This is a genomic window from Oceanisphaera sp., from assembly GCF_048268965.1.
In the GTDB taxonomy this organism is placed as follows: domain Bacteria; phylum Pseudomonadota; class Gammaproteobacteria; order Enterobacterales; family Aeromonadaceae; genus Oceanimonas.
The window spans coordinates 51,402-66,518 of record NZ_JBLWUK010000003.1 but is presented as its reverse complement, the minus strand read 5'-3'; the positions used below and the strand labels follow the sequence as shown (position 1 = coordinate 66,518).

Annotated in this window: 12 protein-coding genes; all 12 read left to right on the top strand. The window is 54.3% G+C overall.

Going from position 1 to position 15,117, the window contains the following annotated elements:
- Positions 1 to 5 precede the first annotated feature (5 nt).
- The 12 genes from flgG to ACN0VL_RS02770 all read left to right on the top strand — a co-directional run bounded on the left by flgG (position 6) and on the right by ACN0VL_RS02770 (position 14,940).
- The gene (gene flgG, locus ACN0VL_RS02825) at positions 6 to 794 is read left to right on the top strand and encodes a flagellar basal-body rod protein FlgG (protein ID WP_417614608.1); all 789 of its coding nucleotides are present in this window, start codon (positions 6 to 8) and stop codon (positions 792 to 794) included.
- Between the two features lie 21 nt (positions 795 to 815).
- On the top strand, positions 816 to 1,505 hold the full coding sequence (flgH, locus tag ACN0VL_RS02820; RefSeq protein WP_417614607.1) for a flagellar basal body L-ring protein FlgH: 690 nt from the start codon (positions 816 to 818) through the stop codon (positions 1,503 to 1,505).
- A 274-nt stretch (positions 1,506 to 1,779) separates the two neighbouring features.
- Positions 1,780 to 2,883 (top strand): flagellar basal body P-ring protein FlgI, encoded by a 1,104-nt coding sequence (locus ACN0VL_RS02815; RefSeq protein WP_417614606.1) that lies wholly within the window; start codon positions 1,780 to 1,782, stop codon positions 2,881 to 2,883.
- A 579-nt stretch (positions 2,884 to 3,462) separates the two neighbouring features.
- Complete coding sequence (flgJ, locus tag ACN0VL_RS02810) at positions 3,463 to 4,449, top strand: flagellar assembly peptidoglycan hydrolase FlgJ (protein ID WP_417614605.1); 987 nt, start codon at positions 3,463 to 3,465, stop codon at positions 4,447 to 4,449.
- Positions 4,450 to 4,458: 9 nt separating this feature from the next.
- Positions 4,459 to 6,384 (top strand): flagellar hook-associated protein FlgK, encoded by a 1,926-nt coding sequence (flgK, locus tag ACN0VL_RS02805; RefSeq protein WP_417614604.1) that lies wholly within the window; start codon positions 4,459 to 4,461, stop codon positions 6,382 to 6,384.
- Between the two features lie 9 nt (positions 6,385 to 6,393).
- On the top strand, positions 6,394 to 7,641 hold the full coding sequence (gene flgL, locus ACN0VL_RS02800; RefSeq protein WP_417614603.1) for a flagellar hook-associated protein FlgL: 1,248 nt from the start codon (positions 6,394 to 6,396) through the stop codon (positions 7,639 to 7,641).
- A gap of 927 nt (positions 7,642 to 8,568) precedes the next feature.
- On the top strand, positions 8,569 to 10,065 hold the full coding sequence (locus tag ACN0VL_RS02795) for a flagellin (protein ID WP_417614602.1): 1,497 nt from the start codon (positions 8,569 to 8,571) through the stop codon (positions 10,063 to 10,065).
- Between the two features lie 283 nt (positions 10,066 to 10,348).
- Positions 10,349 to 10,726, top strand: coding sequence for a flagellar protein FlaG (locus ACN0VL_RS02790; RefSeq protein WP_417614601.1), 378 nt, complete (start codon positions 10,349 to 10,351; stop codon positions 10,724 to 10,726).
- An 11-nt stretch (positions 10,727 to 10,737) separates the two neighbouring features.
- Positions 10,738 to 12,156, top strand: coding sequence for a flagellar filament capping protein FliD (fliD, locus tag ACN0VL_RS02785; RefSeq protein WP_417614600.1), 1,419 nt, complete (start codon positions 10,738 to 10,740; stop codon positions 12,154 to 12,156).
- Positions 12,153 to 12,449, top strand: coding sequence for a hypothetical protein (locus tag ACN0VL_RS02780; RefSeq protein ID WP_417614599.1), 297 nt, complete (start codon positions 12,153 to 12,155; stop codon positions 12,447 to 12,449). The genes fliD and ACN0VL_RS02780 overlap by 4 nt, the downstream gene beginning before the upstream one ends.
- A 14-nt stretch (positions 12,450 to 12,463) precedes the next feature.
- Positions 12,464 to 12,859, top strand: a complete 396-nt coding sequence (gene fliS, locus ACN0VL_RS02775; RefSeq protein WP_417614598.1) for a flagellar export chaperone FliS — start codon at positions 12,464 to 12,466, stop codon at positions 12,857 to 12,859.
- 620 nt (positions 12,860 to 13,479) lie between these two features.
- Positions 13,480 to 14,940, top strand: coding sequence for a sigma-54 dependent transcriptional regulator (locus tag ACN0VL_RS02770; RefSeq protein WP_417614597.1), 1,461 nt, complete (start codon positions 13,480 to 13,482; stop codon positions 14,938 to 14,940).
- The last annotated feature ends 177 nt before the right edge of the window (positions 14,941 to 15,117 follow it).

Sequence of the window (15,117 nt, the reverse complement as noted above, 5' to 3'; positions counted from 1 at the left end):
TTACAATGAACCCTGCATTATGGATTAGTAAAACCGGCCTGGATGCTCAGCAGACCAATATTTCGGTCACCTCCAACAACCTGGCCAACGCCAGCACGGTGGGCTTTAAAAAAGGTCGCGCTATTTTTGAAGACCTGCTCTATCAAAATATTCATCAGCCCGGTGGCCGCGCCACCGCCGACACCAACCTGCCGTCTGGCCTGATGCTGGGTGCCGGTAGCAAGGTGGTGGCCACGCAAAAAACCTTTACCCAGGGCAGCGTACAAACCACAGATAACGCGCTAGACGTGATGATAGACGGCCGTGGCTTTTTCGAGGTGCTGTTGCCCGACGGCACCACCGGCTACACCCGTAATGGCCAGTTTGCCCTGAATGAAGAAGGCATTATCGTGACCCCGGGTAACGGCTATCCGTTGCAGCCCGAAATGCAGATCCCGGACAATGCCCAGAGCATTAGCGTGGGCACCAATGGTGAAGTCTCGGTGCAACTGGCCGGTCAGGCCGAATCGCAGGTTATTGGCCAGCTGATTGTCAGCGACTTTGCCAACCCCGCCGGCCTGCAGCCCAAAGGCGAAAACCTGTATCTGGAAACCCAATCCAGCGGTGCCGCCCTGCAAGGTATTGCCGGTGCCGACGGTTACGGCACCATTAAACAGGGCATGCTGGAAACCTCCAACGTCAACGTCACCGAAGAGCTGGTTAACCTGATCCAGGCGCAGCGGGTTTACGAGATGAACTCCAAGGTGATCTCGGCGGTCGATGACATGATGGCCTACGTGAACCAGCAGCTGTAACCCGGTAACAGGATGAGCGTGATGCGAAATACTATGGCCGCAGCAGCTTGGGTGGTGCTAACAGCCGTCGGCCTGGCGGGCTGCACCAGCACCCCCTATACCCCCAAACCGGACGAACCGGCGTTTGCGCCTGTGATCCCGAGCATGAGCGAGCAACAGCTAGAGCCCAACGGTTCCATTTTTCGGGATAATTACGCCAACAGCCTGTATACCGACATTAAAGCCCATCGGGTGGGCGACATTATTACCGTGGATCTGGCCGAGTCGACCCGGGCACAAAAGCGGGCGACCACCCAGCAGGGCAAAGAGTCCAACGTGAACATTGCCGCCCCCACCATAGGCTCTCGTGGCATCAGCATTGCAGGTAACCCCTTTACGGCTGCGCTGTCGAGCAGCAACGAATTTGACGGCCAGGCCAACACCAACCAAAGCAACAGCCTGCAAGGCAGCATTACCGTTAGCGTGGCTCAGGTGTTGGCCAACGGTAACCTGATGGTGCAGGGTGAAAAGTGGATCATGCTCAATACCGGCGAAGAATACGTGCGCATTAGCGGCATGATACGGCCACAAGACATTGGATCCGACAACCGGGTAGAGTCCAACCGAGTGGCCAACGCCCGCATTTATTACGGCGGCACCGGCGACTTTGCCAACACCCAAACCCGCGGCTGGCTGGCCAAATTTTTCAACAGCCCCTGGCTGCCGTTTTAACGGCGCGCTTTGTAGGGTCGAATTTATTCGACCGATTTAAAATTTGAAGCTAAGCGAAAGAAATAGCGGCCACCTAAAAAGGCAGTGTGTTTTGTAGTCTGCCGCTTTAGCTGGCAGTCCCGCCTCAGCGGGATGTAAAACTATCCTGCTAACGCAGGACCTGCAGCTAAAGCGCAGGACTACAGGGTACGGTGTTTGTGGTTTTGCCGTCTTCCTGACGCACGTCAGGATCTGGTTTCAGGTTTGGGTTCAAATTTTCGTTCAGGAGAAATAAATGAAGCAGCTTTTGGCCGTCATACTCAGCCTGATGTTACTACCGAGCTTACTCATGCCCGCCCAGGCGGCGCGTATTAAAGACATTAGCTCGGTGGCAGGAGTGCGCGCCAACCAGCTGGTGGGCTACGGCCTGGTGGTGGGTTTGCCTGGTACCGGCGAGCGTAACAACGCATTTGCCGCCCAAACCTTTAGAACCATGCTCAACAACTTTGGTATTACGGTACCAGACAACCTGCGGCCCAAAATGAACGATGTGGCGCCGGTGGCGGTGCATGCCGAGCTGCCGGCCTTTGCCAAGCCCGGGCAAACCATAGATGTCACCGTGTCGGCCATTGGCGAAGCCAAAAGCCTGCGCGGTGGCACCTTGCTGCAAACCTTTCTGAAAGGGGTAGACGGGCGCGTATATGCCCTGGCACAAGGCAGTTTGATCGTCGGCGGCCTGGGTGCGGAAGGAGCCGATGGCTCTTCCATCATGATCAACATTCCCACCGTGGGCCGCATTCCGGGCGGGGCCATGGTAGAGCGCGAAGTACAAAGCTCCTTTGGCCGTGGCGACACCATTACTTTCAACCTGCATCGTTCCGACTTTACCACCGCCAAGCGCATGGCCGAGGTCATCAACGATCTGGTGGGCCCCAATAACGCCCAGGCACTCGATGCCACCTCGGTGCAGGTGTATGCACCGCGCGACCCCGGCCAGCGGGTCAGTTATTTGTCGACGCTGGAAAATCTGGTGGTTGATGTCGCCGACGAGGCCGCCAAAATCATCATCAACTCACGCACCGGCACCGTGGTCATTGGCCAGCAGGTACGGTTAAAACCCGCCGCCATCACCCACGGTGGGCTCAGCATTACCATTTCGGAAAACCTGCAGGTGTCTCAGCCCAACGCCCTGGCCGGCGGCGAAACGGTAGTGGTGCCCAACAGCAACATCAACGTCGAACAACAAGATGGCCGCATGTTCAAACTCGACACCGGCACCACGCTCGATCAACTGGTGCGCGCCATCAACCAGGTCGGCGTCGCCCCCGGCGACCTGGTCGCCATTTTAGAAGCACTACGCCAGGCCGGCGCCATACAAGGCGAACTGGTAGTTATTTAATGGTGAGTGAAGGGTGATGAGTGATGAGTGAAGGGTGATGAGTAAAGCGTGAAGGGTGAAACGTGAAGGGTGAAGCGAAAAAGAGCGCGCCCGGCGCCCAGCTAAGTAATCCCGTATAACAGGTGTGGCTCTGTCGTCATTCCCGCGAAGGCGGGAATCCAGGGCCTGTGGCGCAGATCTGTCACCCTCGCTTTACCTTTGTCGTCACCCTCGCGAAGGAACGTCATCCTCGCGTAGGCGGGGACGGGGGTCCAGTGTCTTTGCCGGCGCCAGCAGACTGACAGATCTGCGCCATTACTTACTAATGAAATGTTTTTTCAGGTTTGATCGCTATTTTTCCGTGGGTTCAGTGGATTCCGTGGCAAGAAAGTCTTTATGTTTGGTGTTTGCCGTCTTCCTGACGCACGTCAGGGTCTCGGCTTTAGTGTTGGGTAGGAGCTTGGTAGGGTCCATGTTTGGTGTGAAAAGTGTTCGACCAAAAACCATGGCACGGCCTACCAAAGCATGTGAAAAGTGAAAGGTAAGGTGTTTTTCCCCTCACGCTTCACTCTTTACACTTTACGAGCAAAGGAGTAGCCCATGAAACCGGTCGATTCATACAACAACAGCCTGCTGGTCAACGATCTGCAAGGGCTGGACAAGCTGCGTCAGCAAGGCTTTGCCGAAGACAGAGGCAAGGCTCTGGACGAAGCGGCGCGTCAGTTTGAAAGCCTGTTTACCCAGCAGCTGTTCAAGTCGATGCGTGCCGCCAACAAGGTATTTGAAGCCGACAGTCCCATGAACAGCCGCTACACCGAATATTACCAGGACATGCACGACCAGCAGATGTCGGCAGAATTAAGCAAGCGCGGCAGCCTGGGGTTGGCCGACCTGGTGTTTAAACAACTGGGGGGCGAACAAGCCGCAGTGGCACAGCCCGAAGCACGCCACTTCGACCTGACCGACGTGCGCCGGGTGCAGGGCAAAGTGGTGCGGCCGTTGGCGGCAGACACTGCATCTGCAGACGACGAAGCCGCCGAGCAAGCGGCGCGGCCTCCTTTGCAGGCTGCCGCTAATAGCCAGGACATTGTTACCTACAACGCCAGCGAGCCATTTCGCTCGCCAGAAGACTTCGTCCGCCGCTTAATGCCTGCCGCAGTGGCTGCCGGAAAACGCATGGGCTTGCCGCCCGAGGCCATGCTGGCGCAGGCCGCGCTGGAAACCGGCTGGGGTAAAAAGATCATCGGGCCAAAAAATAGTGACTCCAGCCATAATCTTTTTGGCATCAAGGCCGATAACAGTTGGAACAACGCAAAAAAATGGGTGAATACCCTGGAATATGAACAGGGCATCGCCGTTAAAGTAAAAGCCCCGTTTCGGGCTTACCCTTCGTTTAACGACAGCTTTAACGACTATGTGGACTTTTTGCATCAGAACCCACGCTACGGCGAGGCCTTGCAGCAAACCGATTCGCCCAGGCAATATTTCAAGGCATTACAAGAGGCCGGTTATGCCACCGACCCCAAATATGCCGACAAATTAAACTCCATTTTCAATACTGTTACCCGCTTGGCAGCACAAGCATAAGGACGCAACATGGCTGTTGATATGTATCAAACCGGTGTCAGTGGTTTAATGGCCGCACAAAGCCAATTGGCGACCACCGGTCATAACATTGCCAACGTGAATACCGAAGGCTATCACCGGCAACGGGTAGAGCAAATGACCGAAGGCGGCCTGAACCTGGGCGGTCAGTTTTATGGCAGCGGCACCCGCGTGAGTGATGTTACCCGTATCTATCAACAGTACGCCTTTAGAGATGTGCTGACCAACAGCACCGAGCAAGCCGGTGCCACCACCCTGTATGAGCAGCTCAACCTCCTTAACGGCAGCGTGAACGACCTGGGCAAGGCACTCAGTCAAAATCTTGACTCCTTGTATCAGTCCATCGATACGCTGACCGATAACCCGGCAGACCTGGGCAACCGTCAGTTGCTGCTGGGTTACGCACAAGACGTGGCCAGCAGCTTTAATGCCATGCACAGCAACCTGAACCAGCAATACTCGATCAACAGTGAAGACATCGCCAGCCGCGCCAATCACGTCACCGAGCTGGCCGCGGGCATAGCGGCACTCAACCAGGACATTATGAACACCGGGCCCAATGGCTCGCCCAATGACTTGTTAGACAGGCGCGACAAGCTGATTAGCGAGCTGGGGCAAGAAGTCGGCATCACCACCATTAACGAGCCCAATGGCGTGGTCTCCGTGATGCTGGCCGGGCGCGATACCCTGGTCAGTGGCAGCCGCGCTTTTAGCCTGCAGGCCAAACCCGGCAACCCGGATCCGCAACAAACCGAACTGCATATCAGCGCACCGGATCAGCCTGAAATCTCTACCAGGCTGAATGCCAGCGACCTGGGCGGCAAACTGGGGGCCACCGTCAAGTTCAGAGACACTGTACTGGCACCCACCATGAGCGACATGGGGCGCACAGCCATCGGCTTGGCCGATGCCTTTAATAAGGTGCAGAATCAGGGTGTGGATCTTGGCGGCAAAGTGGGAGAGAACCTCTTTAACGACATCAACGCCCCCGAGGCTAAAACCGGTCGGTTTTTCAGTACCAATACCGGCGTTAGTGGCGAAGTGACCATTACCGATACCGGCCAGTTAACCGGCAGCGAATATCGGTTGGATTACACAGGCAGTAATTACTTCATTACCAATCTGGACTCGGGAGAGCGCAGTGAGCTGACACCCGATGACGATGGTAATCTGAATATTGATGGCTTTTCCATCAGCATAAGCGGCACAGTTAACAAAAACGATAACATGATTATCCGCCCTACACGTAATGGGGCGGCGGATCTCGCCGTGAGCCTGAAAAATCCGGAAGGGCTGGCCGCCTCCAGTCAGCTGATGACCACGGCCAACAAGGACAACACCGGCACCGCCCGGTTGAACACCACATTGAATAACGATGCAGCAACAGAGGTAGGCAAGGCTGATTATCCACTCCGTCTCAAGGTGGAACATAACGCGACAAGCGGGGAGTTGGAATATAACCTGTATAACAAAGGCGGCGACTTACTCTCGCCGGTGGTCCCCGATGCCGATGGCAAGTTCACCTTTAAGGATCTGGAACTCACATTCAGCGGTAACGCCGAGGAGTTGGATCAATTTGAAATTGCCGCCGTCAGCGGTGCCGGCAACAACGTCAATGCCCAGGCTTTTGGTGACATCAAGCAAAAGAAATGGCTTAACGATGGCAAAGACACCCTGGAAGGCAGCCTGAATCAGACTTTGGTAAACGTGGGGGGCAAAACCCACAGCCAAAAAATAAAAGCCGAGTCTGCCACGGCCGCTCTCACGCAGTCGCAAAACCGCATGCAGTCGATCTCGGGTGTTAACCTGGATGAAGAAGCCGCCAACCTGTTGCGTTTTCAACAGGCGTATATGGCGTCCAGCCGAGTCGTCAGTGTGGCCAATGAATTGTTTAACTCACTGCTGCAAATTCGCTAAGGAGAGGCTGTGCGTTTATCGACTTCACAGTTTTATCAAAACAACCTGAATCACATTACCAATAAAAGCGGCCAGGCCAGTCAGCAGCTCGACAAATTATCGTCCGGGGTGCGGGTGCAAACCGCCGCCGACGATCCGGTGGCGGCCAACAGCATACTCAATTACAAGCAAGAGCTGAATAAGATCGCCCGCTATCAAAACAACATCAACCTGGGCGAAAATCGTCTGCGCCGCGAAGAAAGTATTCTCACCAGCGCCGAAAACATCAGCCAGCAAGCCAAAGAGCTGATGCTGAAGGCCAATAACGGCGCCTACACCCCTCAGGAAAAAGCGGCCCTGGCCGACGAGCTGAACAGCCGAATCGACGAGCTGCTGGATTTGGCCAACAGCCGGGATGAGTTTGGCGATTATATCTTTGCCGGCTTTCAAACCGATATCGAGCCCTTCGTTCGCGATTCAAACGGCAGCGTCAGCTACCAGGGCGACGCTGGCCAGCGCGAGCTGGCCATTAGCGATAACGTAAAAGTCGGGCTGAATCACGATGGCCAGCTGGTATTTGGCCAGGTGCCCAACCCCAAAGGGGATTTTACGGTTGATTACAGTGGACTCGAGGGCGGGGTGCGAGAACAAGGGGTAATGGTTGAGCAGGCGGTAATTAACGATGCCACTAATGTAGCGACTGCCCAGCCCTATACCCTGACGTTTAGCGGTAGTGCTGGAGAAGTTAAAGTGCTAGTTACCGACGGTGAAGGTAATGCCTTGCTAGACAAGAACGGCGACCCACTGACGGCTCAGCCTTATCAACCTGGCGAAAGCATCGAGGCCGGTGGCCTTAGCATCACCCTGACCGGCGAGGCTAAAGACAAAGACAAGATAATTCTGAACGCTAACGATACCGGTGATACGGGTGAGCGTGGTGTGTTTGAAATTTTAAACCGCGCCAAAGACTGGCTGTCCGGTGAGGGCAACACGGCCAGCGAGCAAAGTGAATATGCGGATATTCTCGACGAGCTGGACGCCGTCGGCGGCCACTTTACCCGCATTCGTGCCGACACCGGCATTCGCCTGCAGCGGCTGGATAACCAAAGGGAAACCCACGCCGACATGACGCTCACGGTCGACAAGGTACGCGGCGGCATGGAAGATCTGGACTTCGCTCAAGCCGTCGGCGAACTCAACCAGACCATGGTCGCCCTGCAAGCCACCCAAAGCGTATTCGGCAAGCTACAAGGCATGAGTTTGTTTAATTACATATAGGGCTACGCCCGTGAAGGGTGAAGCGTAAAGAGTGAAGCGAAAGAGCGCCAAGCGCCCGGCGGCCAGCTAAACCAAAAAACACCGCCCCCACAAAGGGCGGTGTTTTTTGGTTTGTGAGGGGGAAAGGGTGAAGAGGGAAGGGGGCAAGACCCAAAACTGTTGATTGGGTACTGTTTTCGCCGTCTTCCTGACGCACGTCAGGATCTCGCTTTAGGATTATGAATAAGACTAAACAAGATACTGGGGCTACGTCATGCTGAACTTGATTCAGTACCGGCATGACAGTACTTCGGGGTTGTAGGGTGCCAATTTATTCGGCACTCCCGTCTCATCGGGATGTTATTAACACCATCCTGCTAACGCAGGACCTGCAGCTAAAGCGCAGGGCTACAAGAGACGGGTGTTGAGCCGTCTACCCCAAAGCACCGCCACACAAAGATCTAAAGATTTTTTGCCACGGAATCCACGGAACCCACGGAAAAATAGCGATTAAATCTGAAAAAAATACTTCATTAACAATGGCTTAACTAGGCTGGACATCCCGCTACGCTGGCGCGCCGAAGTCCTCTTTACCAAAGAGACGGGCGGACGACAAAAGGTGCCTGTTCTGTAGGCGCATATTTATTCGCGCGTCTTTTAGAAATTCGATGCTCTCTGTAGCCCTGCACTCTGCGTTATCTTCCCTAATCCCTTATTGCTTTTCGTCCGTGGGTGCCGTGCTTCTCATTGTAAAGAGTCGCGGCAAATAGGGTTTTAGGCCGTGCTGGTCGCCGGGCGCTGACTTTTAATTAAAGCTTTCTTTCTCGTCGCCGATAACTTTGTTAACGGGCAAGCAAGTTACCACTGCTTAAAAACAAAGCACAAAAAAACGTAAAGTTCCTGAACTGCTTGCCGATAACTTGAGTAATAACAACACAGCATACCGGCATGGCGCCGGAACAAACCTCAACGGAGAGTTTTATTATGGCGATTACAGTCAACACCAATATCTCGGCCATGGGCGCCCAGCGCAACCTGGCCAATTCCAGCAATGCCCTGGCGACCTCCATGGAGCGTTTGTCTACCGGTAACCGTATCAACTCCGCCAAGGACGATGCCGCTGGCCTGCAAATTTCCAACCGGCTGAACTCTCAAGTGCGCGGCCTGGGCGTGGCGATGAAAAATGCCAACGACGGCATCTCGATAGCACAAACCGCCGAAGGCGCCATGCAGGAGTCCACCTCTATTTTGCAGCGGATGCGGGATCTGTCTTTGCAGTCGGCCAACGGTACCAACTCTACCGCTGACCGCGAGGCCATCCAGAAAGAAGTGAGCGCCCTGCAGAGCGAACTGACCCGTATTGCCGAAACCACATCTTTTGGTGGTCAGAACCTGATTGATGGCAGCTTTGGTAGTCGGAGTCTGCAAATAGGTTCTAACTCGAACGAGACCATCAACTTATCTTTAAAAGATGTGTCTGCTAACGCTATAGGTACACATCGTGAAAAGCTAGTATCGACTGCAACCGGAGGTTTTGGTACAGGTCAGTTGTCTACTGTTGCCGATACACCTGTTGATAATGGAGTTGCAAGTGCCAACCTTGTTATCAATGGTAAAGCCTCAGCTACTATAGCTATTGATGCGAACAAGGGGGCGGATGTCGCTGTTAGCAAAATCAATGCGGAGTCTTATAAAACCGGAGTTACAGCCGAGGCTAAAACAGAGGTTGAACTTTCCGCGCTGACGGCAACAGGCACTATCAGCTTTGATCTTAATAATACTTCGGTCTCTGCCAATGTTGAAAGCGCATCTGATCTTTCCGCTCTTGCTGATGCCATCAATGATAAGGCGACAGAAAGCGGTGTGAAAGCTACGGTCGATGGTGGCAAGCTGACTTTGACCACAGACGATGGTAAAGATATTAAATTAAAAAGCCTTACTGGTGGTAATTTGACATTTACCGCAAAGGATATTGAAGGAGTTACTGTAGATACTGGCACTATTGATGCAAGTGGTGCGACTAACTCGTTGACTGTGGCTGGATCTATTCAATTTGACTCCAATCAGTCGTTCTCCTTCACCAGCGCAGACACTACTCATGCGGCAGTAGGTACTGACTACTCAGAGTTGGCTGCAGTGTCTACTGTTGATTTATCTACACAAGCAGGAGCCCAGAAAGCCATTGGTATTCTCGATGGCGCCATCGGCATGATCGACTCTCAGCGTACCGATCTCGGTGCCTTTCAGAATCGGATGAATAGCACCATCAACAACCTGGCTAATATTCGCGAGAATTCCGCCGCCGGTCTGAGTCGTATCCAAGATGTGGACTTCGCCCAGGAAACTGTGAACCTGACCAAGCAGCAGATTCTGCAGCAGGCCGGTACTTCCATTCTGGCCCAGGCCAAGCAAATCCCACAGGCGGCACTGTCGCTGCTGGGTTAACCGGCAATTGAAACAAGCCGTTAAGGTAAACAAGGGGCGGCAACGCCCCTTTTGTGCTATCTAATCAGGTTACAAAGCAAAGCATTGGGTGTGAACACGGTGAAGGGTGAGGAGTAAAGCGTGAAGGGTAAAGCTGGCGCACGGTGCCGTGTTTATCTTTAACCGACAGCTACTGGCTTAACGCTGATAGCTCTCTTTACTTCTAACCCCTTACGCTTCACCCCTGACTTTTTTGCTTTGTGGTCTGTGCGCGCACTCGGCGCGCTTAACAAGGAGCCATATCATGGACATACCCGCAACTGCCCCTCGGCCAGGGCTTACGCCCGGCGAGCAGGGCACAGCCAAAGCACCGGCGCCGGTTGCTTCGGCCAAGGTTGAAGCCACGCAAACCGCACAGGCGGTGCAGGCGGCCGAGCAGGCCAAAGCGCCGGAACTGTCGCCCGAGCAGCTGGAACAGATGGCCGCAGAAATGCAGGAGTTTGTGGGTAGCCTCAATCGCAGCCTGCAGTTCCGGGTCGATGAAGATTCGGGCCGTAACGTGGTCACTGTGCTGGATAGTGACACCGGCGACGTGATCCGCCAGATACCCAGTGAAGAGCTGCTCGATGTGATCGCGCGCCTCAATGAGGCCAGCGGCGGCCTGCTGAATACCAAGGCATAGGAGACAGCGTTATGGGCGACCTTAAATTACCCGGCGTCGGCTCGGGTTTTCCGATCCAGAATTTCGTCGATATTACGGTGCAGGCCGAGCGTGCCCCCAAAGAGCAGCAACTGGCGCGCCGGGCCAACGACATAGAAGTGCAGCTGTCGGCCTATGGCGGCCTGAAAGGGGTACTGGACGAGTTTAAAAGCTCGCTGAAAACCCTGGGTGAAGAAGAAGCCTTTCAAAAGCGCTCGGCGCGTTTGAGTGAAAGCGGCTTTGTGACCGCCAAGGCCGACAAAAATGCCGTGGCCGGCAGCTATAGCCTGCAGGTAGAACAGCTGGCCGAGGCGCACAAGGTAGGCACCGGTTACATTGACAAGGCCGATGCAGACAAGACGCTGGGCTCGGGCACCCTGACCCTGAATATAGGCGCTGATGAGTCATTCAGTGTGAATATCGATAAAGACAAGAGCACCCTGGCCGAGGTGGCCACGGCGGTAAACAACGCGGAAGACAACAAGGGCGTACGCGCCACAGTGGTCACCGACGACAGCGGCTCTCGCCTGGTGTTTTTTGCCGACAAAACCGGTACCGACAACCAGATCACGATATCGGCTACCGGCAATGCCGATGGTGAGGGCGGCGCCAGTCTGGCCTCGTTAGGTACGGTAACCGATATTCAGGCGGCCCAAGACGCGATCATCACCATAGACGGCGCCAAAGTCACCAGCCAGAGTAACGAGATAAAAGACGCCATTGCCGGTGTCACGCTGGACGTCAAAAAGATGAGTGAGTGGGAAGACAGTAGCGATCACACCCAAGGCAGAAAAAGCCTGACCCTCACCATTGGTTACGACAAGGGCGCGGTAGAAAGCAACTTAAAAGGCTTTGTCGAGTCGTTCAACAAGGTGGTGAAGACCATACAGCAGCTGAGTGCCTACAACCCCGAAACCGAACGCGCCGGCCCCCTCAATGGCGACGGTACGGCCCGTAATTTAAACTCGAAAATACGCCAGCTACTGAGCGAATCGGTAGAAGGGGCGGTGGCCCCGGTCAAGAGCCTGACCGACCTGGGCATTACCACCAAGCAAGACGGCACCATAGAGCTGGATAACGACTTGCTGAAGACACAGGTGGCCGACAATTTCGAAAGAATCGGGCTGCTGTTTTCAACAGAAAAAGGGGTCAGCAACAAGCTGGATCAGCTGATGGAAGAATTTGTCGGCAAAGAAGGCATACTGACCAGCAAGAACGAGTCGCTGAACGAACAGATGAGAAAGCTGGAACAAGAAGCCGACGACTTTTCCGAATATATGGTGAATTTTGAGCAGCGTACTTATAAGCAGTTTTCGGCCATGGACATGGCGGTGGCGCAAATGAACCAGCAGCTCAGCTCGGTGATCAGCGCCTTCGAGAATATGCCCAGCTTCGGCAGTAGCAAGAAATGAGCCTGATCGAACAGTTACGCCAGCTGGATAACGGCCTACTGGCGGAGTTTGCCGACCCGGAGCAGCTGCAGCCCGAGACCATTGGCTCGCGGCTGGCGGAACGGGCCCGATTATTGCAGATTCTTATGGACACGGAAATGCTCGACGCCGAGCAGGTAAACGAGCTGATCGAGCGCTCGCGGCACCTGACCCAGGAGGCGGAGCACAGCCGGACCCTGCTGGCGGACAAGCTGGCCAATTTGCAAAAAGGCCGGCGCTCGGTGCAGGCCTATCAAAATATTAAAAAAAATTAATTCAGGAGAACACCATGCGCGGCTCCCTTAAAGCCTATAGATCGGTAGCGGTAGACAGCCAGCGAGACACCGCCAGCCCCTATCGCGTAGTACAAATGTTATTGGCGGGTGCGCTGGAGCGACTGGCCAAGGCACGGCTGGCCATAGAGCAGCAAAACATCAGCCAGCGCGGCGAGCTGATTGGCAAGACCATTACCATTATTCAGCAGCTGCAGTCCTCACTGGACATGGAAGCCGGTGGCGAGGTGTCTGCCAACCTGGAAAGCCTGTACGACTTTATGGTGCGCGAGCTGATGTTGGCCAACAGTGAAAACAGCAGCGAACGGCTAGAAGGCGTCAGCGGCCTGTTGCGTGACATAAAAGAAAGCTGGGATGCCATTCCCGCCGACCAGCAGCAAGTCCCCGCCTGACAATACCGCACCACGAAATAAAAAGGGCTAACGGCAGCATTGCCGTTAGCCCTTTTTTATTGAAAAATTTGCCCCGAAAAATAATTCACTGGTAAAGAGTGAAGGGAAAAGGGTGATGAGAACGACCTAATCCCTAATTCCCAAATCCCCAAATCCCCAAATCCCTTATTGCTCTTCGTCCGTGGATTCTGTGGATTCCGTGGCAAAAATGCTCTTTCGCTTCGTCTTTAAATATTGATCGTTTTGTAGCCGAACGCTAATGGCTGCTGGTTTATTATTCTGCTTCCCGCCGTTATTTTACTATTTCGCTTTGTTTACCATTTTCAGCGTCGTGTCGTGTGCCGTCACAAGGATGCCAGGTGGTTGATAAGTATCTGTAATGTGCGGTATTTTTGAGCATTCATTCCCTGTGGCGCTCGATAACTTGATCCAAATCAATTCTTGGCGGCTTTGCTGCGTCCTGTCGGTCGAGTTATTTTGACGCATGTGTCAGAATTACGGCAGTTACTTGTATTTTTCCCCCTTTGTGATGTTATGCTGACAACGAAAAAAGATAAAAATAGTGTATATAACGACCTACAACGCCAAATAATTAACAGAATTGTAAGGATATAATTCCTATGAGCTTTAACGGCTGTGTCTTGATCATGGATCACAACCAGGAGCGACGCGCGAAGCTTGAAGCAATATTGTCTTTTATGCAGGTGGAGTGGCGTAGTGGTAGCCGGGCCGAAGATCAGGCCTGGCTGCAAAATCAGCCACATAATCTGACGGTGTTGGCCGGGGATACGGATGTCCCCTTGAGCGCGTTGCTGAATACCTTTCCCCATCATGCTTTTATCAGCCTGATTGAAACCAGTTGCCAGGCGGGTAACTTGCTGGGCACCCTGGCCCGGCTAACGTACGATGAGCTGACCGCTCTGTTGCTGCAGGCGCAAAACTGGCAGCCAGTGGCGGAGCCCGAGGATCACGACTGCCGCCTGCATGAATTGCTGATTGGCGACAGTGTTGCCATGCAGGAGGTAAAAAACCTGATCCGCCAGGTGGCCAGCAAGCCGGCCAACGTCTTGTTGCTGGGGGAGTCGGGTACCGGTAAGGAAGTGATTGCCCGCGGCATTCACGAACTATCGCTGCAGGCCAAGGGGCCCTTTGTGCCCATTAACTGTGGCGCCATTCCGGCCGAATTGCTGGAAAGCGAGCTGTTTGGCCATGAAAAGGGGGCTTTTACCGGTGCCATCTCCACGCGCAAGGGCCGCTTCGAGCTGGCCGAAGGCGGCACGCTGTTTTTAGACGAAATTGGCGACATGCCCTTGCCCATGCAGGTAAAACTGTTGCGGGTGCTGCAAGAGCGTACCTTCGAGCGGGTCGGCGGCACGCGACCGGTGGTGGCCAAGGTGCGGGTAATTGCGGCCACCCACCGTGATCTGGAGCAGATGATTTATGAGCAGCGCTTTCGCGAAGACCTGTATTACCGCCTGAACGTATTCCCGATAGAAGCCCCGGCGCTGCGCCAGCGACAGGGAGATATTCCGCTGTTACTGAACGAGCTGATTGCCCGGCACCGGCTCACTCACAATGCCGAGTTGGCCTTCTCGCCAGAGGCGATTGCGTCGTTGCAACAGTGGCACTGGCCGGGTAACGTGCGCGAGCTTTCCAATCTGGTGGAGCGCATGTTTATCTTGTGCCCCAACCAGTGCGTGCAGTTGGCGGACTTGCCCGTCAAGTATCGGGCACTCACCGACGAGCAGCTGCAGGTGCACTCTCTTAACGAGCTGGATGAACGCGATGCGCTGTCGGCCATGTTTATGACGGCTGAGGAGCCGGAGGCGGAAAGTGAAGCCGACTTCTTTGATTTTCAAACCCTGGACGATGCCGATGAAGAAGAGGAGGCCGAATTTATGGCGCCTGTGTTGTCTGCCGAGGGGGTGAACTTGAAGGAAATGCTGGCCAGTATCGAGATGGACATGATTGCCCAGTCTCTGGAGGCCAACGAAGGCATAGTCGCCCGAGCCGCAGAACACCTGGGCATGCGCCGCACCACCCTGGTCGAAAAAATGAAGAAATACGGCATTACCAAGTGATAATGCCCAACACCGAGCTAAAGCTAATAACTAAAGATCTTTCGCCACGGAATCCACGGAACCCACGGAAAAATCAAGATGGGATAAAAGCGAAAAGTACCAAAGGGCCTTATTGGTAAGAGAAAGCGCTGGAAGCTGCGGTAAGCTATCAGCTAAAGCAGATACTGATTTTATAGT

Excerpts from the sequence above, each read along its gene's own strand:
- ACN0VL_RS02770 (WP_417614597.1), top strand. The coding sequence starts at position 13,480 with ATGAGCTTTAACGGCTGTGTCTTGATCATGGATCACAACCAGGAGCGA.
- flgK (WP_417614604.1), top strand. The coding sequence starts at position 4,459 with ATGGCTGTTGATATGTATCAAACCGGTGTCAGTGGTTTAATGGCCGCA.
- ACN0VL_RS02795 (WP_417614602.1), top strand. The coding sequence starts at position 8,569 with ATGGCGCCGGAACAAACCTCAACGGAGAGTTTTATTATGGCGATTACA.
- fliS (WP_417614598.1), top strand. The coding sequence starts at position 12,464 with ATGCGCGGCTCCCTTAAAGCCTATAGATCGGTAGCGGTAGACAGCCAG.
- flgH (WP_417614607.1), top strand. The coding sequence starts at position 816 with ATGCGAAATACTATGGCCGCAGCAGCTTGGGTGGTGCTAACAGCCGTC.
- ACN0VL_RS02790 (WP_417614601.1), top strand. The coding sequence starts at position 10,349 with ATGGACATACCCGCAACTGCCCCTCGGCCAGGGCTTACGCCCGGCGAG.
- flgJ (WP_417614605.1), top strand. The coding sequence starts at position 3,463 with ATGAAACCGGTCGATTCATACAACAACAGCCTGCTGGTCAACGATCTG.
- ACN0VL_RS02815 (WP_417614606.1), top strand. The coding sequence starts at position 1,780 with ATGAAGCAGCTTTTGGCCGTCATACTCAGCCTGATGTTACTACCGAGC.
- fliD (WP_417614600.1), top strand. The coding sequence starts at position 10,738 with ATGGGCGACCTTAAATTACCCGGCGTCGGCTCGGGTTTTCCGATCCAG.
- ACN0VL_RS02780 (WP_417614599.1), top strand. The coding sequence starts at position 12,153 with ATGAGCCTGATCGAACAGTTACGCCAGCTGGATAACGGCCTACTGGCG.
- flgG (WP_417614608.1), top strand. The coding sequence starts at position 6 with ATGAACCCTGCATTATGGATTAGTAAAACCGGCCTGGATGCTCAGCAG.